The 23768-nt window shown below is 41.4% G+C and carries 16 protein-coding genes, 5 tRNA genes and 4 rRNA genes; 3 read left to right on the top strand and 22 right to left on the bottom strand.

Translation table 11 applies throughout. The annotated features are described in order from the left end of the window. Positions 1-71 precede the first annotated feature (71 nt). From INP95_RS03285 to INP95_RS03260, 6 genes are all read right to left on the bottom strand, one after another. Positions 72-1736, bottom strand: a complete 1665-nt coding sequence (locus INP95_RS03285) for a bifunctional metallophosphatase/5'-nucleotidase (RefSeq protein WP_197560893.1) — start codon at positions 1734-1736, stop codon at positions 72-74. Positions 1737-1868: 132 nt separating this feature from the next. Further along, the gene (locus INP95_RS03280) at positions 1869-2198 is read right to left on the bottom strand and encodes a DMT family transporter (protein WP_111388048.1); all 330 of its coding nucleotides are present in this window, start codon (positions 2196-2198) and stop codon (positions 1869-1871) included. Positions 2199-2235: 37 nt separating this feature from the next. Next, entirely contained in the window at positions 2236-3381 is a 1146-nt protein-coding gene (locus tag INP95_RS03275; protein ID WP_070775995.1) for an anaerobic sulfatase maturase, read from the bottom strand. Between the two features lie 21 nt (positions 3382-3402). Beyond that, a complete protein-coding gene (locus tag INP95_RS03270; RefSeq protein ID WP_197560892.1) occupies positions 3403-3990 on the bottom strand; it encodes a Crp/Fnr family transcriptional regulator in 588 nt (195 codons plus the stop codon). 38 nt (positions 3991-4028) lie between these two features. Then, positions 4029-5474, bottom strand: coding sequence for a sulfatase family protein (locus INP95_RS03265; RefSeq protein WP_049373817.1), 1446 nt, complete (start codon positions 5472-5474; stop codon positions 4029-4031). Between the two features lie 49 nt (positions 5475-5523). Further along, a complete protein-coding gene (locus INP95_RS03260) occupies positions 5524-7236 on the bottom strand; it encodes a solute:sodium symporter family transporter (RefSeq protein WP_049373818.1) in 1713 nt (570 codons plus the stop codon). A 213-nt stretch (positions 7237-7449) separates the two neighbouring features. Here INP95_RS03260 and INP95_RS03255 point away from each other — a divergent pair, with 213 nt between their 5' ends. Then, complete coding sequence (locus INP95_RS03255; protein WP_197559931.1) at positions 7450-8244, top strand: sulfite exporter TauE/SafE family protein; 795 nt, start codon at positions 7450-7452, stop codon at positions 8242-8244. 36 nt (positions 8245-8280) lie between these two features. Here INP95_RS03255 and mazG read toward each other — a convergent pair whose 3' ends face one another. The 12 genes from mazG to INP95_RS03195 all read right to left on the bottom strand — a co-directional run bounded on the left by mazG (position 8281) and on the right by INP95_RS03195 (position 17682). Next, positions 8281-9069, bottom strand: a complete 789-nt coding sequence (gene mazG, locus INP95_RS03250) for a nucleoside triphosphate pyrophosphohydrolase (protein ID WP_197560891.1) — start codon at positions 9067-9069, stop codon at positions 8281-8283. A gap of 98 nt (positions 9070-9167) precedes the next feature. Next, a tRNA-Trp gene (locus INP95_RS03245) sits at positions 9168-9243 on the bottom strand. A gap of 15 nt (positions 9244-9258) precedes the next feature. Beyond that, a tRNA-Asp gene (locus INP95_RS03240) sits at positions 9259-9335 on the bottom strand. 14 nt (positions 9336-9349) lie between these two features. After that, a 5S ribosomal RNA gene (gene rrf, locus INP95_RS03235) occupies positions 9350-9465 on the bottom strand. A 50-nt stretch (positions 9466-9515) separates the two neighbouring features. Next, a 5S ribosomal RNA gene (gene rrf / locus INP95_RS03230) occupies positions 9516-9631 on the bottom strand. 148 nt (positions 9632-9779) lie between these two features. Further along, positions 9780-12677 (bottom strand): 23S ribosomal RNA (locus INP95_RS03225). 244 nt (positions 12678-12921) lie between these two features. Next, a tRNA-Ala gene (locus tag INP95_RS03220) sits at positions 12922-12997 on the bottom strand. A gap of 53 nt (positions 12998-13050) precedes the next feature. Further along, positions 13051-13127, bottom strand: a tRNA-Ile gene (locus INP95_RS03215). Between the two features lie 82 nt (positions 13128-13209). Then, positions 13210-14749: ribosomal RNA gene (locus INP95_RS03210) — 16S ribosomal RNA — on the bottom strand. The 16S, 23S and 5S rRNA genes sit together here with 4 tRNA genes alongside, the layout of an rRNA operon. Before the next feature lie 341 nt (positions 14750-15090). Then, on the bottom strand, positions 15091-15597 hold the full coding sequence (hemG, locus tag INP95_RS03205) for a menaquinone-dependent protoporphyrinogen IX dehydrogenase (protein ID WP_070589856.1): 507 nt from the start codon (positions 15595-15597) through the stop codon (positions 15091-15093). Further along, positions 15597-17060 (bottom strand): TrkH family potassium uptake protein, encoded by a 1464-nt coding sequence (locus INP95_RS03200; protein ID WP_070589863.1) that lies wholly within the window; start codon positions 17058-17060, stop codon positions 15597-15599. Before INP95_RS03200 ends, hemG begins: the two co-directional genes overlap by 1 nt. Positions 17061-17070: 10 nt before the next feature. Next, positions 17071-17682, bottom strand: coding sequence for a YigZ family protein (locus INP95_RS03195; protein WP_070589869.1), 612 nt, complete (start codon positions 17680-17682; stop codon positions 17071-17073). A 115-nt stretch (positions 17683-17797) separates the two neighbouring features. On the opposite strand from INP95_RS03195, the gene tusA reads away from it, so the two are divergent. After that, positions 17798-18037, top strand: a complete 240-nt coding sequence (gene tusA / locus INP95_RS03190; protein WP_005697464.1) for a sulfurtransferase TusA — start codon at positions 17798-17800, stop codon at positions 18035-18037. Between the two features lie 28 nt (positions 18038-18065). On the opposite strand, the gene INP95_RS03185 is transcribed toward tusA, so the two are convergent. Genes INP95_RS03185 through selA form a run of 3 tightly spaced genes read right to left on the bottom strand, consistent with a single transcriptional unit; the run spans position 18066 to position 22214 of the window. Beyond that, on the bottom strand, positions 18066-18968 hold the full coding sequence (locus INP95_RS03185) for an RsiV family protein (protein ID WP_065243656.1): 903 nt from the start codon (positions 18966-18968) through the stop codon (positions 18066-18068). A gap of 7 nt (positions 18969-18975) precedes the next feature. Beyond that, on the bottom strand, positions 18976-20835 hold the full coding sequence (gene selB / locus INP95_RS03180) for a selenocysteine-specific translation elongation factor (protein ID WP_070589873.1): 1860 nt from the start codon (positions 20833-20835) through the stop codon (positions 18976-18978). Beyond that, a complete protein-coding gene (selA, locus tag INP95_RS03175) occupies positions 20832-22214 on the bottom strand; it encodes an L-seryl-tRNA(Sec) selenium transferase (RefSeq protein ID WP_070589876.1) in 1383 nt (460 codons plus the stop codon). The genes selB and selA overlap by 4 nt, the downstream gene beginning before the upstream one ends. Before the next feature lie 72 nt (positions 22215-22286). Between selA and INP95_RS03170 the strand changes: the two genes are divergently transcribed. Further along, a tRNA-Sec gene (locus tag INP95_RS03170) sits at positions 22287-22381 on the top strand. A 149-nt stretch (positions 22382-22530) separates the two neighbouring features. Here INP95_RS03170 and tuf read toward each other — a convergent pair. Continuing rightward, entirely contained in the window at positions 22531-23715 is a 1185-nt protein-coding gene (gene tuf, locus INP95_RS03165; RefSeq protein ID WP_197544004.1) for an elongation factor Tu, read from the bottom strand. Between the last annotated feature and the right edge of the window lie 53 nt (positions 23716-23768).

The following is a 23768-nucleotide window of genomic DNA, read 5'->3' as shown; positions in this document are numbered from 1 at the left end:
AAAAAAATAACCGCACTTGATTCAATTACCTCAAAGTGCGGTTTGTTTTTATCGTATTTAAAAAGGGCTGATTAGTTTAATCCAATGATTTCCCAACGGTTGTGAGATTGACCATCGATTTTACCTTTTTTCACGTTAGTGATGTAATCGAGCATCATATTTTGGATAGTGCCTTTTTCGCGGCCCATTGCTACTTTAGATTCCCAAAGTACTGGAATTTGTTGGCCTTCCCAAATACCACCTTTACCGTTTAATTGAGCGAAACGATATGAGTTCATACCCACTTTTAATTTCATATCATCTGTCACCGGTTTGCCGTCAGCAAGGGTTAAATCAACGATTTTGCTACCTTTTGGATTACGTAAGTCAATTTTGTAATTTACGCCACCAAAAATGTCGTAAGTCACATATTTTGATTTTTTACGCTCTGCATTGTAACGGTATTCAGTATCACCTGGTTGGATGGTATCGAAGTAGTCTGCAGACCATTCCATATATTCTTTCAATTGTTTACCGGTCATTTCATAAACGGTGACATCGCCACCTGCATAACGATAGTTAAAGATGATGTCTTTTTTCTTGATATCGCCTTTATCCATACGTGCTTTTTGATGGTCGAAAGAGAAAGTGACTACATCTGCACCACTGTAATGTTGTTCAACATCATTAATAAATGAAGATAAACCAGTATCTTTTGAGAATGCAGCAGATACACCGTGTTTAGTCTCTTGAGGTACCATTTCATTCGCTGTTTGACCGATTACTACGTTGTTTAATTCACGTAATTTCTCGTGATAAGGTTTGTAGATTTCCACAATTTTCTTGTCTGCTTCAAGTGCTTTAACTGGAACCGTTTTAGATTCTTTCTTCACTAATTTCACTTCTTTTTTATCGTTGATATCAAAAGTTAAATCCACTTCAGATACCACGGTACCGTAACGGTGTGGTTCAGTGATGAGTGTGTTTTTAATGGTTTCACTTGGTACATCTTTGTGCATGTGGCCTGCAATAACCACATCAATACCATCTACTGCATTGATGACATCACGCATACCAGTATCAGGAATATTGTTTTCATTATCGATACCCATGTGGGTCACCGCAATAATCGCATCCACGCCTTTTGCTTTTAATTTCTCAACTTGTGTACGTGCTTCTTCTGTCGGAGAAGTAAATTTCATGTCTTTTAAGTTGCCCGTGTCTTCTTCAAATTTTGCTGACATTGGGGTACTTAAACCAATAATCCCTAACTTCACGCCATCTTTTTCGATGATGGTTGTCGCATCGATATAACGTTTGTCATTTTTCTTATGATAGAAGTTTGCGGTTAATTTTTTCGCTTTGATATCTTTTAGGATTTCATCTAATGCTTTCATCCCAAAGTTAAACTCGTGGTTACCCAATACGAAAATATCATAATTCATTTCGTTTAATACTTTTGGAATTGGGTGATCTTTGTAATATTTTTTATCTTTTGCGAACACATCGATTTGGTTATCTTGGATCGCATCACCAACTTCCACTAACACTACGTTTTTATTATTTTTACGCACATCTTTCACATAAGTTGCAATTTGTGCATAAGAACCTGATTTGTCCTCTACATCTGCACCATAGCTCCAAGGTACGATACGACCGTGAACATCGGAGGTTCCTAATAATTTAATATTCACTTCTTGTGCCATTGCTGTGCTAACAGCAGAAAGCGCAAATAATGAGCAAAGTAATTTTTTCATAGAATTTCCTTTAAAGTTGCACAAAGTGCGGTTAAAAATGCCGGAGAATTATAGCGGTGAATCGATTGCTTACATAATTTTATTTTGAAGAAAAATAAAATTTGTGAGTTTGATCACATTTCATTTGGAGGATTAATGCCCTGTTTGAGAAAACAAGTTAATCACTAAAACGCCACAGATAATCAACGCCATACCAATCAGCCCGGCGGTATCAATTTTCTGACCAAAAGCGAAATACGCCACAATGGCCGTCAAAACAATGCCAACGCCCGACCAAATGGCGTAAACCAAGCCCACGGAAAGTGTTCGGAAAACAATGGAGACAAAATAAAACGAAATAGCGTATAGCGTTAATGAGCCAACGGTGGGTAAAAGTTTGGTAAAGCCATCACTGACTTTTAATAAATTTGTTGCCACAATTTCAAGGCAAATCGAAATAGCGAGTAATATCCAAGGATTCATATCAATCAAACAGTAAATAGAAAGACACCATTCTACCTTAAGCGGCGGATGTATGTAACCGAATTTGACGAGCCATGGCTTGTATATAAGGCGCCGTTTGCTCAAAGAAATAACGGTAAGAGGCACATAAATAATTATGTGGATTAGGTTCATTTTCGAGAGAAATAAAACGATGTTTCGGGCAGCCGCCATAACAGAGTTTACGAAACTCGCAACGCCGACAAAGTGCGGTCAATTTTTGTGATTTTTCTAAACCGAATTGTTGCTGTTTACTGGAAAGCACAATCTCCGTTAAAGGTTGCTGAGTTAAATTGCCGACCTTGTATTCGGGGTACACAAAATGATCGCAAGCATACACATCACCATTGGCTTCCAAGACAAGAGATTGCCCGCAAGTGGGTTGATGAACGCAAGTTGTGGAAGGATAACCCAGCCATTGCCCTAGTAAATTATCAAACTGCGACACATAAACTTTTCCCACATCATGAGCATACCATTCATGAAAGACATCCACAAGAAATTGTCCGTAGCCTTCTGATGGTACCGAGAAATCGGTTACTGATTGAGTTTGGGCGTGATGTTCAACGATAGGAATAAACTGCATATAAGTTGAACCAAGCTGTTTGAGTGCTAAATAGGTTTCTCTTCCTTTTTGCCAGTTTTGATCGTTAATGACGGTTAAGGTGTTAAATTCCACGCCATATTCTTGTAGCAGATTTAACGCTTTTACGACTTTTTCAAAGGTGGGATTACCATTACCCGAAATACGATAACGGTTATGCACAGCGCTTAAACCGTCAATAGAAAGCCCAATGAGAAAATGATGTTGTTTGAAAAATGCGGCCCATTGCTGATTAAGAGCAATGCCATTGGTTTGAAAGGCGTTTGTAATCTGTTTGCCTTGAGCAAATTCCTGCTGATATTCAACGGCTTGTTTATAAAAATCTAAGCCTAAGAGAGTCGGCTCCCCCCCTTGCCAAGCAAATTCAACCACATTACCGGCATGAGATTGGATATAGTTTTTGACATAATGTTTTAAGGTGTCTTTCGACATGAAAGGCACATGTTGCCCCAACTGTTCTGATTTTTCCAAATAAAAACAATATTCACACTGAATGTTACAGTGAAAACTGCTTGGTTTTGCCATTAAGTGAAAATGAGCTTGTGGTGGAAAAACAGACATCAACCATCCTTTGTTACAACATTATTTATGACCAGATATTCGGTCTAATACGCCATTTTGTTTGAGTTCTTTTGCAATACGAATCGCGGTTTCAGTTTCACAGCCAGCATATTCTGCAATTTCACGATATGTCCAATTATAATCAGGAAAATGTTGTTTGAGAAAATACAAACTATCCATCACGCGATCTAAAGTACGCAAATAGGCACTTTTTGCCAAACGTTCCTCTGCTTCGCGTAATTCATCTGCCAAAATCTGTAATAAACATTGGCTCATCACTGTATTATGCGTGAAAAATTCACTCACTACATTAGGTTTGATGCGAGTAATCTCCGCATCAATTAAGACTTTTGCATTGCAATGATAATGTTTATCTGCCATCGAAAACAAAGTTCGAAAACCAAAATAATCACCCTTGGAATATAATCGCACTAAGCTTTCCTTGCCATTTTCAAGGGTATGAAATAAGCCAACCAAGCCTGCTTGCACATAATAAAATTCATGTGCTGACTCACCTTGTTGATACAAGAAGGAACCTTTCGGCAAGTGATGCAGCTCAGTAAACTGACAATGTAACAATTCAGTAGGCTTGATTGCGCAATTTTCCATAATCATCCCTTAAAAGTGCGGTCAATTTTTTATTAGTTTTACACTTCGTTTATAATCCGATATACCCAGTTTTCTAATGGATCATTTAAGCGTTTCATTTCTTGGCGCATTTCTTCCAGCATCTCTTTTTTGACCGCCTCATATTCTGGCTTGTAGAACAAATTATGCATTTCAGCTGGATCATTTTTCACATCATAAAGCTCGCAAATGTCCGAAGCATTAAACACTAATTTATAGTCTTTACGGTGCCACATGCGTTGTTCAAAATAGACGAAATGCCCTGCTAACTGTGCCAATATCCCTTTGCGTTGATTATCTTGATGTTGACGAACGATCGGCAAAATACTCTCCCCTTCAAAGGCTTGAGGAATAGGCTGATTAGCGAGATCGTAAACTGTTGAGGTTAAATCATGGAGATAGACAAGATTATCATCCTGTTGATTAACACGATTTGAATTCGGGTCTTTAATAATCATCGGAATGTTGTAGGTGGTATCAAACATGAATTCCCCTTTCTCAATCATTCGATGAGCGCCCATCGCATCACCATGATCAGCGGTTGCCACAATAAAAGTGCGATCATAAATACCGTTGTTTTCTAAGAAGGTAAATAGCTCACCAATTGCATCATCAATCAAGGTGATATAACCCCAGAATTTTGTGATCACTTCTTTCCAATGATCTTCGCTCGCTTCCCACATGCCCCACATTTTAGAGATGGTACGATAATGTCCTGGTTTACCTTCTAGTGGCTTGAAGAAGCTTTCATCTAGCACCACATCTTCTTTTCGATACATGGAATAATAAGGCTCTGGCACGATACAAGGCGTATGCGGTCCCCAGAAATTAATCCATGTAAAGAACGGTTTATTTTCAGTAAGTGATTCACGAATATAACTTTTCGCTTCATCAATGATGAAATACGGGATAGTTTGTTCTTTTGTGCCTGAAAGCAAACCACACAGTTCTTGTACACGTAAATGAGGGTTATCACCGAAATAAGCACGGCTCACTTCAGGAATTTCATAGCCTTTTTCATCTAACCATTCTTTATAACGATTGGAATGTGTCGGCGGTTGGTTGAACACTAAATTTTTATACACACCACTGCCCGGATAACCATAGCCATCAAAGTTATGCCCTTTAATGCCATAATCTTCCGGTACGGATTTTGTACCCACGTGCCATTTCCCCACAACATAGGTGTTATAGCCGTCTAGTTTACCAATATTGGGGGCGGCTTCGCTCACTTCACCTGTACCGCCTTTTTCACCATTACGAATGATGCCATGGGTAGATGGCATTAAACCGGTAAAGAGCGAAGTCCGAGCGGGCCCACAAACGGAAGCTGGCGTAAAAGCATTATTAAAACGTACACCATCTTTAGCTAGACGGTCAATATTCGGGGTTTTAACGATCTGATGACCATAAGCCCCCAACATATCTTTACGCACTTGGTCGAGTAAAATATAGATAATGTTCATACACAATCCTTATCTATTTTAAGGGCGTACGTGATGTACGCCCGACTGCTTAATGTTGGTTAGAAAGATGTAATTGATGTTCTGTTTTTTCATTTTTTGGTCTAAAGACAATCAACACAATGAGTTGTAATACCGCATACACTTCCAACACTAACATTGGATTGCCATCTGGTGAAGCAATACCAATTGGTGATAAGAATGCATAAAGCGCAATTAAACCAAGAATTAATGAAACAGATGTTACTTTAATGTATTTCCAATTGGTTAAGTCTACATCGCCTTTATTGATGGTATTTTCCACATAAGGTTCACGTTTTAAGAATAGACCTAGAATCAACATGAAAACAACATCAAATACGAATAATCCACCCATCACATACACGAAATTGATTTTCACATTGAACACCCAAACAATACTGAAATAAAGTACTACGTGTACAAGTAAAGCAATACGTGCAGCCAAGCCAGAAACAGTTTTATTAAATAAACCCACAGCAAATAACGCCACGATTGGAATATTCACAAAACCGGCAAAGCGTTTAGTGATTAAGAAAATACCATCTGTACCGAACATCAAAAGTGGGCCAATAATCATGGTCACAATCGCCATAATGGTTGAGACTTTTTTCGCATAGACGATCAACTCTTGATCGGTACGTTGTTTTTTACTAATAGATGGTAATAAGTCTTTACAATAAATGGTCGCTGCAGAGTTTAAGAATGAATTAAAGGTACTTAAAATTGCACCGAAAAGTGCCGCAATAAAGAAGCCTTGCAATGCAGTCGGCATCACTTTATTAACCAATAATGGATAAGAGGTATCAATTGGATTTAAGCCTTCACCTAAAATATGGAAACTCAATAAACCCGGTAAATTAAGAATAATCGGTAATGTGAGTAGGAAAAGCGCTGCAATTAAAATCCCTTTTTGACCGGATGCTAAATCCTTCGCCCCTAAACAACGTTGTACGATAGCTTGGTTTGTCGTCCAATAGAAGAAGTGAACGACCATAATACCGGTAAAGATTGTTGGCCAAGGGGTAGAGTCGGTTGAACTACCAATAGCGTTCCATTTTTCAACGTGGGTGGTAGTGATGATATTCAACCCTTCTGAAATACTGCCATTACCTAAATAAAGCAATGCAAATACAGGCACAAGCAATGCACCAATCACTAAGATCACGGCATTGATAGTATCGGAAACGGCTACCGCTTTTAACCCACCAAAAATCGCATAAATCGCACCCACTACACCGATAGCAATCACGGTATAGACAATTGCCTGTGCATAGCTTAATCCGAAGATCGTTTCTAGATTGAAGATTTTATTAAAGGCAATCGCTCCAGTATAAAGTGCGGTCGGAATAACGATTAAAAGATAGAAGACTAAGAATAATCCAGACATAATCAAACGCGTTTGACGGTCAAAGCGATTTTCAAAAAATTCAGGAATGGTGGTATAACCATTACGCAAATATTTCGGCAACATATAAAGCGCCAAGAAACAAAGCGGAATCACCGTTGGCACTGTCCACGCAATAATAGAAAAGTTGTTTTGATAAGAAACGGCATTCACCCCAATCAATTGCTCAGTAGAAAGTGAAGTTAAAACCATTGAGCAACCAATCACAATACCGCTTAATCCTCGTCCCGCTAAGAAATAACCTTTCGAGGTGGTTAAATCATCGTTTTTAGTCCGTAGCCATGAAATATAGGCCACCAAAGCTGTTACGATGAGGAAACTCGAAACTGTTAATAGCATACGCTCCTCCTTGTAGAAGCCATTATTAAATTCCATTTATAGACTACTGCTAGGTGTATAAAGAGCATATGATAATTGTCATACTGATTGTGTGAGAAGGATCACAAAATTAAAATAAAGTCTATTTTTATAGATAATTATGAGCAAGATCATAAATTATTTATTTATCCAAAAAAATAATAATGCCGTACTCCCACACAAAAGGGGTTTGAAATGAGCTTACAGTTAATTCTTATTTTGATTTTATGTGGTGTCATGACGAATATCATGTCGGCCATTTTTGGTATTGGTGGCGGTGTATTGATGGTACCTATTCTCTATACCTTATTCCCACAATTTCCTTTGCAAATGATTGCTGCAACATCGTTGACGATTGTCATGGGATCATCCTTTATTAACTTGATTTATTTCTATAAACAAAAAGTATCAATTAATTACAAAGCGATGCTCATTTGGTCTGTGGGCATGATTATTGGTGTACAGCTAGGATTTGAATTAAGTTTTTACGTGCCAGATATTGCCATCATCAGTGTATTTGTTATCACCCTTTCTCTATTAGCAATTCGCACTATTTTTAGTAAAGAAAGTGTTATGAATCAGCAAGCAACAGCTGATGAAACCATAAAAGGAATGGGCCTTTCGACTTTTGGGGGATTTATTGCTGGTATGACGGGTATTGGAGGAGGCTCAATCATGGCACCTTTAATTGGTCAGCTAAAATCCGTTAAAGCCCATCAAATTGCCCCTTATACCAATGCAATGATGTTTATTGGTGGATTAGGCAGCCTTTATGGCTATCTTTCAAAAAGCTCACCGCATCACTTTGGTTGGCAAATCGGTTACGTTAATTTTTCGATCGTGATTATTGTCGTGCTAAGTGCTTTTGTAACAGGTTTTTTCTCGATGAAAATTCGAGGTAAATTATCGCCACACTTAGTCAAAAAACTATTAGGCATTATTTTATTGGTGATAAGTGCCTATATGTTACTTATCCATGCTATAAAATAAAAAAATGGCAGAGGAAAACTCCCTCTGCCATTTCAATTATTTTTCTTCTCTTTTCACTTCATCCCATAGGATATCCATTTCAATTAAAGAAAGATCTTTAACTGATGAACCTCGTTCCAATGCTTTTTCTTCTACTTTACGAAAACGTTGTTCAAATTTATTATTCGCCTTACGCAAAGCCTCTTCTGCATTACATTTGAGATGTCGAGATAAATTAACCGTTGCAAAAAATAAATCCCCAATTTCCTCTTCTATTTTTTCCTGATTACGAAGAGTTTGATTGATTTCATCCCTTACTTCTTGCAATTCTTCTTCAACTTTTGTTAATACAGGTTCAACATCATCCCAATCAAATCCAATCTTTGAACATTGTTTTTGAATTTTCTGTGCTCTTAACAATGCAGGAAAAGCATTCGGAACATTATCTAAAATAGACTGTTGTTTTTGAGCTGATTTTTCTTGAGCTTTGATGCTGTTCCAACGGGCTAAAGCTTCTTCTTCATTTCCTGCTGTTGCATCACCAAATACATGAGGATGGCGACGTACAATCTTTTCAGAAACATCATTAAGAACATCATCAAATGTGAAATAACCATCCTCTGAAGCAAGCTGACTGAAGAATACTACCTGTAATAAAAGATCACCAAGCTCTTCTCTTAAATTCGCAATATCTTTCTTTTGGATGGCATCAATAACTTCATAAGTTTCTTCAGTTAAACAAGAAATCATGGAGTCATAATTTTGTTTAAGATCCCAAGGACAACCGCCATTAGGATTGCGTAATTGTGCAATTAATTGAATAAAATCTTGAATAGAATAACGCATAAGAATATCTCTGAAATACTAAAATGCAATTAGTATAAAACGAATAACAAAATAGACAATATTCTTACAAAAATTAAAGATAAATTGATAAGAAATAATGGCAGGGGCGGAGAGGCTCGAACTCCCAACACCCGGTTTTGGAGACCGGTGCTCTACCAATTGAACTACGCCCCTATTGGTATTAAGAATTGGCGGAATGGACGGGACTCGAACCCGCGACCCCCTGCGTGACAGGCAGGTATTCTAACCAGCTGAACTACCACTCCGCTAAATGAGGTATAATTGGCAGTGACCTACTCTCACATGGGGAAGCCCCACACTACCATCGGCGTAACAATGTTTCACTTCTGAGTTCGGTATGGATTCAGGTGGTACCATTGCACTGTTGCTGCCAAAATTTTTATTTTGTTAATTTACTCTAAAAATAAACTAACAAAATAAAAAGTACCTGGCGGTGTCCTACTCTCACATGGGGAAACCCCACACTACCATCGGCGCATCGGCGTTTCACTTCTGAGTTCGGTATGGGGTCAGGTGGGACCACCGCTCTATCGCCGCCAGGATTATTCCTTTAATAACTTCTTCTATCTCTTTCTGCTCTCACTATCTCTAGTGTCTCACAACCAAACAAGCTGATTAAACTTCAAAACTTTCTCTTTCTTCTCTGAGTTTCTTTCGTCTTCTCAACACCCAAAACCCTTGAGCGTTGTATAGTTAAGCCTCTCGGGCAATTAGTATCTGTTAGCTCAACGGCTCGCACCGCTTACACACCAGACCTATCTACGTCTTAGTCTTAAACAACCCTTACTGTCTTAAAAACAGGGAGAACTCATCTCTTGGCAAGTTTCGTGCTTAGATGCTTTCAGCACTTATCTCTTCCGCACTTAGCTACCCGGCAATGCGTCTGGCGACACAACCGGAACACCAGTGGTGCGTCCACTCCGGTCCTCTCGTACTAGGAGCAGCCCCAATCAATTCTCCAACGCCCACGGCAGATAGGGACCGAACTGTCTCACGACGTTCTAAACCCAGCTCGCGTACCACTTTAAATGGCGAACAGCCATACCCTTGGGACCTACTTCAGCCCCAGGATGTGATGAGCCGACATCGAGGTGCCAAACACCGCCGTCGATATGAACTCTTGGGCGGTATCAGCCTGTTATCCCCGGAGTACCTTTTATCCGTTGAGCGATGGCCCTTCCATTCAGAACCACCGGATCACTATGACCTACTTTCGTACCTGCTCGACTTGTCTGTCTCGCAGTTAAGCTTGCTTATACCATTGCACTAACCTGACGATGTCCGACCGTCATTAGCAAACCTTCGTGCTCCTCCGTTACTCTTTGGGAGGAGACCGCCCCAGTCAAACTACCCACCAGACACTGTCCGAGACCACGTTTCGTAATCTTCGTTAGAACATCAAACGTTAAAGGGTGGTATTTCAAGGTCGACTCCATAATCACTGGCGTGACTACTTCTAAGTCTCCCACCTATCCTACACATCAAAATTCAATGTTCAGTGTCAAGCTATAGTAAAGGTTCACGGGGTCTTTCCGTCTAGCCGCGGGTACACCGCATCTTCACGGCGATTTCAATTTCACTGAGTCTCGGGTGGAGACAGCCTGGCCATCATTATGCCATTCGTGCAGGTCGGAACTTACCCGACAAGGAATTTCGCTACCTTAGGACCGTTATAGTTACGGCCGCCGTTTACTGGGGCTTCGATCAGGAGCTTCTCTTTCGATTACACCATCAATTAACCTTCCAGCACCGGGCAGGCATCACACCCTATACGTCCACTTTCGTGTTTGCAGAGTGCTGTGTTTTTAATAAACAGTTGCAGCCAGCTGGTATCTTCGACCGGTTCAACCTTCGCCCGCTAGGGACTACAATCTACGCCGGCGCACCTTCTCCCGAAGTTACGGTGCTATTTTGCCTAGTTCCTTCACCCGAGTTCTCTCAAGCGCCTGAGTATTCTCTACCTGACCACCTGTGTCGGTTTTCAGTACGGTTTAGATAAACCTGAAGCTTAGTGGCTTTTCCTGGAAGTGTGGTATCGGTTACTTCAGCTCCGTAGAGCCTCGTCATCATCTCTCGGTGTTAAAGAAGTCCGGATTTGCCTAAACTTCTCACCTACCAACTTAAACGCACATATCCAACAGTGCGATAACCTAACCTGCTCCGTCCCCACATCGCAGTTTATCCAAGTACGGGAATATTAACCCGTTTCCCATCGACTACGCTTTTCAGCCTCGCCTTAGGGGCCGACTCACCCTGCCCCGATTAACGTTGGACAGGAACCCTTGGTCTTCCGGCGAACGGGTTTTTCACCCGTTTTATCGTTACTTATGTCAGCATTCGCACTTCTGATACGTCCAGCAAACCTCTCGATTCACCTTCATCCGCTTACAGAACGCTCCCCTACCCAACAGACTTTCGTCTGATGCCGCAGCTTCGGTGCTATATTTGAGCCCCGTTACATCTTCCGCGCAGGCCGACTCGACTAGTGAGCTATTACGCTTTCTTTAAATGATGGCTGCTTCTAAGCCAACATCCTAGCTGTCTAAGCCTTCCCACTTCGTTTCCCACTTAATATAGACTTTGGGACCTTAGCTGGCGGTCTGGGTTGTTTCCCTCTCCACGACGGACGTTAGCACCCGCCGTGTGTCTCCTGAGTATCACTCTTCGGTATTCGTAGTTTGCATCGGGTTGGTAATCCGGGATGGACCCCTAGCCGAAACAGTGCTCTACCCCCGAAGGTGTCCGCTCAAGGCTCTACCTAAATAGATTTCGGGGAGAACCAGCTATCTCCCGGTTTGATTGGCCTTTCACCCCCAGCCACAAGTCATCCGCTAATTTTTCAACATTAGTCGGTTCGGTCCTCCAGTTAGTGTTACCCAACCTTCAACCTGCCCATGGCTAGATCACCGGGTTTCGGGTCTATACCTTGCAACTATTCGCCCAGTTAAGACTCGGTTTCCCTTCGGCTCCCCTATTCGGTTAACCTCGCTACAAAATATAAGTCGCTGACCCATTATACAAAAGGTACGCAGTCACCCTTAAAGGGCTCCCACTGCTTGTACGTACAAGGTTTCAGGTTCTATTTCACTCCCCTCACCGGGGTTCTTTTCGCCTTTCCTTCACAGTACTGGTTCACTATCGGTCAATCAGGAGTATTTAGCCTTGGAGGATGGTCCCCCCATCTTCAAACAGGATATCACGTGTCCCGCCCTACTTGTCGTTAGCTTAGTACCATGACCTGGACTTCGAGTACGGGGCTATCACCCTGTATCGCCAAGCTTCCCAGCTTGTTCCTCTGTCTCTGTCATTATCACTAACAGGCTCCTTCGCGTTCGCTCGCCGCTACTAACGAAATCTCGGTTGATTTCTTTTCCTCGGGGTACTTAGATGTTTCAGTTCTCCCGGTTTGCCTCACTTACCTATGGATTCAGTAAGTGATAGTAGATTCTTCATCTACTGGGTTTCCCCATTCGGACATCTTGGATTAAACGCCTCTTATCGACTCATCCAAGCTTTTCGCAGATTAGCACGTCCTTCCTCGCCTCTGATTGCCAAGGCATCCACCTTGTACGCTTAGTCACTTAACTATACAACCTCAAAAATTCTTGATGTTGCGTTTTCAACTAAACACTTGATTGCTTTTGTTCAATCAAGATTTTCTTCTTACTCAGACTTTTTCTTATCCTTAAAAGGACTTGAAAGTCTCTTCAGTTTTTCAGCTTGTTTTCTGGTTGTTAAAGAACAGAAATAACATTTTCAGTTATCATCGTTAAATAAACTCATTAAAGCATTTTAAGCATTAAATCAGTCAATTTACTTAACGATGATAAGTGGTGGAGATAAGCGGGATCGAACCGCTGACCTCCTGCGTGCAAGGCAGGCGCTCTCCCAGCTGAGCTATATCCCCATGTCATCGTTTATTTATCACCTTATTCACCTTTATCACTCACTCAGTTTGAGTGGTGGGTCTGAGTGGACTTGAACCACCGACCTCACCCTTATCAGGGGTGCGCTCTAACCACCTGAGCTACAGACCCAAGGGAATAACGGTTTTCTGCTCGATATTGTCTACAATATATCAATCAATCTGTGTGGACACTTATTGTCTCTCGTTTTTGGTAAGGAGGTGATCCAACCGCAGGTTCCCCTACGGTTACCTTGTTACGACTTCACCCCAGTCATGAATCATACCGTGGTAAACGCCCCCCCGAAGGTTAAGCTATCTACTTCTGGTACAACCCACTCCCATGGTGTGACGGGCGGTGTGTACAAGGCCCGGGAACGTATTCACCGCAACATTCTGATTTGCGATTACTAGCGATTCCGACTTCATGGAGTCGAGTTGCAGACTCCAATCCGGACTTAGACGTACTTTGTGAGATTCGCTCCAGCTCGCACTCTCGCTTCCCTCTGTATACGCCATTGTAGCACGTGTGTAGCCCTACTCGTAAGGGCCATGATGACTTGACGTCATCCCCACCTTCCTCCGGTTTGTCACCGGCAGTCTCCTTTGAGTTCCCGACCTAATCGCTGGCAACAAAGGATAAGGGTTGCGCTCGTTGCGGGACTTAACCCAACATTTCACAACACGAGCTGACGACAGCCATGCAGCACCTGTCTCAGAGTTCCCGAAGGCACCAATCCATCTCTGGAAAGTTCTCTGGATGTCAAGAGTAGGTAAGGTTCTTCGCGTTGCATCGAATTAAACCACATGCTCCACCGCTTGTGCGGGCCCCCGTCAATTCATTTGAGTTTTAACCTTGCGGCCGTACTCCCCAGGCGGTCGATTTATCACGTTAGCTACGGGCGCCAAGCTCAAAGCTCAACCCCCAAATCGACATCGTTTACAGCGTGGACTACCAGGGTATCTAATCCTGTTTGCTCCCCACGCTTTCGCACATGAGCGTCAGTACATTCCCAAGGGGCTGCCTTCGCCTTCGGTATTCCTCCACATCTCTACGCATTTCACCGCTACACGTGGAATTCTACCCCTCCCTAAAGTACTCTAGCGACCCAGTATGAAATGCAATTCCCAGGTTAAGCCCGGGGCTTTCACACCTCACTTAAGTCACCGCCTGCGTGCCCTTTACGCCCAGTTATTCCGATTAACGCTCGCACCCTCCGTATTACCGCGGCTGCTGGCACGGAGTTAGCCGGTGCTTCTTCTGTAGTTAACGTCAATCACCTAGTTTATTAAACTAAATGCCTTCCTCGCTACCGAAAGAACTTTACAACCCGAAGGCCTTCTTCATTCACGCGGCATGGCTGCGTCAGGGTTGCCCCCATTGCGCAATATTCCCCACTGCTGCCTCCCGTAGGAGTCTGGGCCGTGTCTCAGTCCCAGTGTGGCTGGTCATCCTCTCAGACCAGCTAGAGATCGTCGGCTTGGTGAGCCTTTACCTCACCAACTACCTAATCCCACTTGGGCTCATCCTATGGCATGTGGCCCGAAGGTCCCACACTTTCATCTTCCGATACTACGCGGTATTAGCTACAGTTTCCCGTAGTTATCCCCCTCCATAAGCTAGATTCCCAAGCATTACTCACCCGTCCGCCACTCGTCATCAAAGAAGCAAGCTTCTTTATGTTACCGTTCGACTTGCATGTGTTAAGCCTGCCGCCAGCGTTCAATCTGAGCCATGATCAAACTCTTCAATTCAAGTTCAATCGCTCAATACTGCTGACATAAAATGTCACTACTTAAAAAAGTATTATGAATTTCTAGTTAGCACCTATTAAGACTTCAAAATTAAAAAATATTTTTAAAACAAGTCAATCAACAAGTGCCCACACAGATTGTCTGATATATTGTTAAAGAGCAAAAAAGAACGACGCACCGGTTTTTCTTAAGAGTCACAACAGCGCGTCGTTGTGTGGAGCGTATTATAGGCATTTCAGATGCCTTTGCAAGATCTTTTTGTAAAAAAATGTAAATTTTTTCTTAGTTGAAGATCTTTTAATCAAATCGTCTAAAAAACACAATTTTTATGGTGTTTTATTCTACGAATTCAGGCTTTCTGCAAATGTCTTTACTTTTCCCCAATCGGTATATTCAATTTCTTTGGTCGTATCTGTTTCACCACCTGTAATTTTCATAATCAATTGGATCATGACACGATCAATCCATTTATAGCGCGGATATAACAATGCCCCTGCAAACACGCCAACTTTTTCCGGCGTCCATTTTATACGTTGAAGGAACTTACGCACATAGACATTTCCCTCTGGCGTATCTTTTCCTTCTTTTCTCGCTGTCAAATTTACGCCAAAAAAGACCGCTCTTTTTGCATTCAGTAATTCATGATGGCGTTCCACAAAATGGTATAACTGTTTATTAAAATGACCATAGCGAATGGATGCCCCAATAATCACCCGATCAAAAAATAGAAGATCCGGTTCCTCCGTTAACGGTGAAACCACTACTTCTTCTTCAAGATACTGAGCCATAAATTCAGCAATCTTTTTTGTTTGCCCATCGTGGCTTGAATATAAAATTAATGTTTTCATTATTCCTTCCAAAATGCCGGTGTGAAAAGCGCCAATAGTGTGAATATTTCTAAACGGCCGCACACCATCGCAATAGTTAGTACCCATTTAGCACTATCTGGCATCGCTGTCATATTACTACTTACTGAACCTAAGCCTGGTCCAAGGTTATTAATACTTGCCAATACTGCATTAAATGCATCAAAAGGTTCGACACCACAGGCAATCACACTTAACAAACAAATCGTGAATACCAATAGATATGCAGAGAAAAAGGCCCAAATACTTCCAATCACACGTTCATCAAGAACATTTTTACCCCATTTAATTGGATACACTAAATTTGGGTGAACAAATCGTTTTAGCTCTCTTGCACCTTGAAGGTATAACACTAAAATCCGTGCAACACGCAAACCGCCACCAACTGAGCCCGCACAGCCCCCAATAAAAGAGGCAATAATTAATAACATTGGCACAAAAGAAGGCCACTCAGCGAAATTTGATGTGGTGTAACCTGTTGTGGTTGAAATCGATACGGCTTGGAATACGACTTGCTCAAAATCTTGCCATGAGGAATCAAAATATTGATGGCTTATCATTACCAATGTACAAGCCACGATAAGCAAAATTTGAATACTCATAAAGAAGCGAAATTCTGGATCTTTTGTATAAATCTTCAAAATATTTTCTCGTCCTAAGGTCGAAAATGCTCTGAAGTGCAATGCGAAGTTACAAGCCGAAATCCACAGGAAAATGACGGTGATAAAATTAATCGCCGAACTATTAAAATAGCCGATACTAGCATCATGAGTAGAAAAGCCGCCAATAGATACGGTTGAGAAACTATGTGTAATCGCATCAAATGGTGTCATACCCGCTAGCCAGTAAGCCAAAGCACAAGACATGGTTAAAAAGAAATAAACAAACCACAATGCCTTTGCCGTTTCCGCTATCCGAGGCTGAATTTTCTGATCTTTCATTGGGCCTGACATTTCTGCACGGTATAACTGCATTCCACCAATACCTAATAAAGGAATAATCGCAATCGCAAGTACGATGATCCCCATCCCGCCTAACCATTGTAGGAATTGACGATAAAACAGAATGGCTTTCGGTAAATTATCTAATCCTGTCATGACGGTAGCACCCGTGGTTGTTAGCCCAGAAAATGCTTCAAACACGGCGGAAGCCACTGTTAAATGAGGTGAGTCAAATAATAGCAATGGCAAGGTTGCTAGACCACCCAAAACGAACCAAAATGCCACCACAATTAAGAAACCATCACGAGATCGCAATTCTTGTTTGTGGTGATGACAAGGCCACCAAAGCAACATGCCCACGGTTAAGCTCAATGCAAAAGCTTGCATAAACGCTTTACCGCCTCCATCGCCATAAATAAGCGCCACAAAGGCTGGAATCAGCATCGTGCCGGAAAAACACATGATCAAAATGCCGATAATCCGAATAATGGATAAAATATGCACAATATCTCGCTTAATTCATTTCTTCTAATTTCAACGTTCCTGCCGAACGCTCAATTAATGCTTGTTCAAAAGGTTTAATTTGATCTTCACTAATGCCTAACTGCAATGTAATCTGTACTTGAAAATCTTGTTGATAAATTTCAATTTGATGCTGTTCACATAAAATTTGGATCCAATTTAATTGTGCATAATCACAATGAACTTGGAATAACTGACGTTCTACTTTTCGTTCAGTTTCTAATAATTTTAAAGCTTGCTGCACACCATTTCCATAAGCACGAACTAAACCGCCAGTGCCTAATAAAATGCCACCATAATAACGAACAACTACGGCACTAATCTCACCGATTTGGCTACCTTGCAAAGCGGATAGCATCGGTTTCCCTGCAGTGCCAGCTGGCTCACCATCATCGGAAAAACCTAATTGCTGCGAATCCGTTGGCTTGCCGGCCACTGCAGCCCAACAATGATGGCGGGCATTAGGGTGCTGCGCTTTAATTTCTGCCCAAAAAGCTTTGGCTTGTTCAAGTCCTTCCGTATGTTGCAAATACGTGATAAATCGACTTTTCTTAATTTCTTCTTCAAAAACGACCGCACTTTTGGGGATAAGGTATTCAGCCATGGAATATTATTCAAGTAAATTTGTTGCGTAGTTTATCATTGATAGCGGATTTATCGAAATTTCCCCATAATTATTGTATGATGTAGCTCAATTCCAATAAAACTAATGAATAACCATGACTGAAATTACTGTCGATAAAACCCTTGATACCGTTGGTTTACGTTGTCCAGAACCTGTAATGCTTGTGAGAAAAAACATTCGCCACATGAATGAAGGTGAAGTTCTGCTTATTTTGGCTGACGACCCAGCCACGACTCGCGATATTCCCAGCTTCTGCCAATTTATGGAACATACTCTTTTAGCGAGTGAAACCCAAGACACCCCTTTTAAATACTGGGTGAAAAAAGGCCAATAAAAATGCGGCCAATATTGGCCGCACTTTGTTATTCTGCCGTATTACTCGAAACGGGATAATACTGTTTCTGAAGAAATTCAGGCTTCAATAACGCAGAGGCATTCCACCACTCAATCACAAGCTCCTGTGGTCCTTCTGCATAAGACGCAATTTCATACACGTTATACACAAAGTGAATCCCATCATGATCTAAATAGAAATTATCGGTCACTTCAAAAGCGTCTTTTGATGTAAATGCTTCCTCATCTTTTACCTCGCCATATCGAGTGTAACGTTCCCAAAGTAGCTCTTTTAATTTAGCTTGTTGGTTTGGTTTAAACACATCATCAAATGAGAGCAGTTTTTTCGTTTCTAAATCAATATTAAGATAATGATAACCACCAACGCCATGAGCGCCACCGCCATAGCTGTAATAATTTATTAAAAATACAGCAAGCTTACCTCTTTGGTGACTAAATGCTAACTCTAAAGTTTCATCAACACCAATTATCGGGAATTCCAACATCTCTTTTTTAGCTTCATCATATTTTTTCTGGTAATCCGTAATAAGCTGCTCGCGACTTCTTGGTTTGCCATCTGCATTTTTTGAAATTTGTTCTAAAAGTAGTGTATCTAACCATTCAATATTCGTTTTTAGTGTAGAAATGCTGTAATGAAGTTTACCTTCTACAGGCACATATTCATCTTCTTTGAGCGATTTAGGATATTTGATGGTTTCCTCTTTATCAAAAATCACATCATCTTGAGCAATAATTGCTGGAATAACCTTCTCCGCCTTTTCTTTTTCAGCTTTTAATTGCGTATTTTCTGCCGTTAGTTGTGCAATTGTCTGTGTTTGTTGCTCAATGGTTGCTTTCATTTCTTTATCTTCGCAGCCTGTTACCACAAAAAGTGCGGTTAAAATTAAGGCTGAAATCAGTGTCTTTTTCATGTATTACCTATAAATCAAATGTATCTTTATCACGTAAAATATGGTCATTGCCTTTGCGGCGTAAAAAGCCGGTACGGTCAAAATACTCCATTAACTGTACGGTCAGTTTTCGACCAAAATTAAGCTTGTCACGTAATTCATTTACCGCAATCTTACCTTCTTCACCTGCTATTTGCTTAATTAAGCGAGCATAAGCATAAATGCTCTCAGTCAGGAAAAATCGATCTTTTACGATTGGCGTAAGATAGCCCAATTTACCCGCTTTATACATAAAATTACGCATCACACTTTCATCTTGCGCCAAGGCTGTTGCCATATCACGCACCCAAATGGCTTGACCATGCGCTTTCTCAAATTCAGCAAACACCGCTTGCCATAAGCTTTGCTCTTCGGCTGAAAATTGGATTTTGTGTGAAGGCAAATGCAACCAGCCACGAGTCTGCTGCAATTGGCCTTCATCAAGCATTTCTTCAATAAAATGATAAATCAGATTTTCCGGTTGGTTTAGTGTCGCAATACGGTATAAGCGGGCCTTACTCAAACCTAGCTGATCATTATGTTGCTCATGATAGGTGGCAAGTGCGGTCAAAATTTGCTGCGTTTTTTCACGTTGATAATCGCGATTAAAACACCAATTTTGGAAACGGATATCGCCATTCTCGGCTAATACTTCAGCCAGTTGATTTTCGGTTAGTTGCTCACTCCACATTAAAGCTTGAGCTGAAATCGCCTCTTTTTGTAAGGTCAATCCGATGCGTTGTGTGGCGGTTTGAGCCTGATTAAGTTTAGCCAAGAACGCTAGACGAGCCTCTGTGCGCTTATAACGTTTTTGTGAGTGAATTTCGAGTACCTTGGCACCACCAATTAACGCTTTCGCATCACCACTACGTAAAATTAATTTATCCCCAAAAGCTAAAAATAATGGCTGTTCTAAAATGACCTCAGCCAAAGTGCGGTCATTTTTCATTGCATTTTTGCTTTCAAGTAAGGTGAGCTTACCCGTTGTACGGCTTGCCGCATGATAAATGTGTACAGGCTGACTGTCTTTCAAATTCACTTCAGGTGTAATTTCAATAGTAATACGATCGGTTGGTTCAAGCGGTTCTGAGGCTAACAACCAATCGCCACGCTGCATTGGAATACGATCTAAATCAACGTTTAAATTGAGCGCTAAACGCTGACCTGCGACACCTTTCTCACTTGGTGTGTTTTGAGCATGGATATTTTTTACGCGAACCTTTTGTCCCGTAGAAAGGAAGAGTTCATCATCAATGGCCACCGTTCCCGCAAATGCTGTCCCTGTTACCACTGTCCCCGCCCCTTTCACGCTAAAAACACGGTCGATGGCGTAACGGAACGGTTTATCTATTTCAGCTAATTCAGGTAAATTGGCTAAATAATCGCGTAACGCATCAATACCTAAGCCTGTTTGTGCCGATGTAATAAAATAATGAGATTCAGCTAAGAATGGATAATCTGTCTGAATTTGTGTTTTTAGTGCCACAATTTGCTCATTTTTTGCTCGGTCAGCCTTGGTAATCACTACCATGATTTCAGTAAATTGAAGCTGACGTAAAATCGCTAAGTGTTCTTTAGTTTGTGCGGCAATCCCTTCATCGGCTGCAACAATAAGCATGGCATAATGCACACCACCAAGCCCGGCCAACATGTTGGCGAGAAACTTTTCATGGCCAGGTACATCAATAAACCCAAGCACTTTCTCTTTTAAAGGTAAATAGGCATAGCCTAAATCAATGGTCATGCCACGTTTTTTTTCTTCCGGCAAATGGGCGGTATTCGTACCTGTCAGTGCTTTTAAAAGGGCTGTTTTACCATGATCGACGTGCCCTGATGTTACTATGATCATAATTTTTCCACCGTATCTAATAATGCCTTAAAATCAGCCACGCTACGTAAATCTAACCAAATTTTTCCTTTCTCAACGCGGCCGATTATTGGTTGTTCTAACGCTTTGAATACCGTTAAAAGTGCGGTCAATTTTGCCTCTGTTTTTTCAGCTATCGTTACCGCAATAGAAGGAATCGTCGCCATCGGTTGAGATCCACTCCCAATCTGAGCAAAACTTTCTTCGATTTCAACCTGGTAATCTTTTAAGCGGTTTGCTAAACAGACTTTAAGTTGTTCGGCTTTTTCTTTTAATACATCCATCGATTGGGTGAGTAAATGTAAAGTTGGCAACATTTCAGTGAGTTTTTCGGGTTGGAGATAAAGGCGTAATGTTGCCTCAAGCCCGGCTAAAATCACTTTATCACAACGCAACACGCGTTTTAATGGGTGAGCTTGTAACTGAGCAATCCACTCTTTTTTACCGACGATAATACCGGCTTGTGTTCCACCCAATAATTTATCGCCTGAAAATGACACCAAGTTTACGCCCTGTGTGACTTTTTCTTGTACCGTCGGCTCATTCGGTAAATGATATTGGCTTAGATCAATCAATGCACCGCTACCCAGATCCGTAATCACTGAAATATCAAATTCTCGTCCAAGATCAACTAGCTCTTGTTCTGAAACCGAAGCGGTAAACCCACTAATATGATAGTTACTGCAATGTACTTTCATTAAGAAAGCCGTGTTTTCATTGATTGCTTGACGATAATCTTTCAAATGTGTGCGATTTGTTGTTCCGACTTCAACAAGTTTACAGCCTGCTTGAGCCATAATGTCTGGAATGCGAAATGCTCCGCCAATTTCAATCAATTCCCCGCGGGAAATAATCACTTCTTTATCTTTTGCGAAGGTTGCCAGCATCAAGAGTACGGCTGCCGCATTATTATTCACAATACATGCAGCTTCTGCACCTGTGAGTTGCGCAAGTAGTTCACTAATATAATTATCTCGATGACTGCGTTTTCCTTCTTCCAAATCATATTCCAGCGCAACATTACCTTTCATCGCATGAAGTGCCGCTTGTTGTGCACTTTCAGCCCATAATGCTCGTCCTAAATTTGTATGTAATACCGTGCCTGTTAAATTATGAACTGATTTAATTTGTACATGATTTTGTTGAGTCAATCGTTCTTGTAAATAATGCAATGTACTTAGATGATCGGCAAAAAAGTGCGGTAAATTTTGATGCTGTTTAATAAACTCGCGCCCTTCAGACAATAATTGGCGCAATTCACGCACGACAGCTGAATGACCAAATTCAGTTAAAAGCATTTCACCTTCTGGTGTTTTTAAAAATTTATCTACCGAAGGAAGTTGTTGAAAAAGTGCGGTCATTTTTAATTCCTATTTCAAAATGGCGTTGAATTGCGAACTAATTTACGCTAAAGTAACCGCAATTTCAATAACGGAAGGTCGTCATCTCCGGTGAGGTGGCAGGACTTCAAATCCTGTTGGGGACGCCAGCGTTCCCGGGTGGGTTCAACTCCCATGACCTTCCGCCACTCTTTTCTTCCAAAGAATATTTCTCTCTCCCTAACATTCACATGTTTAATTTGAACTTTCATTATAATTTCACTGAATTTTAGGCAAACAAAAAGGCGTATCTTTCGATACGCCTTCTTAATCTAACTTGTTACAGTTAATACATCAATTACTTGATGATTTTCGCAACAACGCCAGCACCTACTGTACGGCCACCTTCACGGATTGCGAAACGTAAACCTTGGTCCATCGCGATTGGGTGGATTAAGCTTACTGTCATTTTGATGTTATCACCAGGCATTACCATTTCCACGCCTTCTGGTAACTCGATTGTACCAGTTACGTCAGTTGTACGGAAATAGAATTGTGGACGGTAACCTTTGAAGAATGGAGTGTGACGACCACCTTCATCTTTTGATAATACGTAAACTTCTGATTCGAAGTCAGTGTGTGGAGTGATTGAACCTGGTTTCGCTAATACTTGACCACGTTCGATTTCTTCACGTTTAGTACCACGTAATAATGCACCGATGTTTTCACCTGCACGACCTTCGTCAAGTAATTTACGGAACATTTCAACACCAGTTACAGTGGTTTTCGCTGTTGGTCTGATACCAACGATTTCAACTTCATCACCAGTACGGATGATACCACGCTCAACACGACCTGTTACTACTGTACCACGACCTGAAATTGAGAATACGTCTTCGATTGGAAGAAGGAACGGTTGGTCAATTGCACGCTCTGGCTCAGGAATGTAAGTATCTAAGTGGTTTGCTAACTCAAGGATTTTTTCTTCCCATTCTGCAACGCCGTTTAATGCTTGTAATGCAGAACCACGTACGATTGGAGTATCGTCACCTGGGAAGTCATATTGAGAAAGAAGTTCACGAACTTCCATTTCTACTAATTCTAATAACTCTTCGTCATCTACCATGTCGCATTTGTTTAAGAATACGATGATGTAAGGTACACCTACTTGGCGACCTAATAAGATGTGCTCACGAGTTTGTGGCATAGGACCATCTGTTGCTGCTACTACTAAAATTGCACCGTCCATTTGCGCCGCACCGGTAATCATGTTTTTAACATAGTCCGCGTGTCCTGGGCAGTCAACGTGTGCGTAGTGACGAGTTGGAGTATCGTATTCAACGTGTGAGGTGTTGATTGTGATACCACGCGCTTTTTCTTCTGGCGCGTTATCGATTTGGTCGAATGCACGAGCTGCACCACCGTAGTGTTTTGCTAATACGGTTGTGATTGCTGCTGTTAAAGTTGTTTTACCGTGGTCAACGTGGCCGATTGTACCCACGTTTACGTGCGGTTTTGTACGTTCAAATTTTTCTTTAGACATTTGTTTAGTTTCCTAGAAAATGCTCTATAAGCCATTCGACTTATAGAGCGGAT

It is taken from the genome of Haemophilus parainfluenzae (assembly GCF_014931375.1).
Taxonomy (GTDB): domain Bacteria; phylum Pseudomonadota; class Gammaproteobacteria; order Enterobacterales; family Pasteurellaceae; genus Haemophilus_D.
Note: the sequence above shows the minus strand (reverse complement) of the source record. Positions and strands in the feature narration are given on the sequence as shown.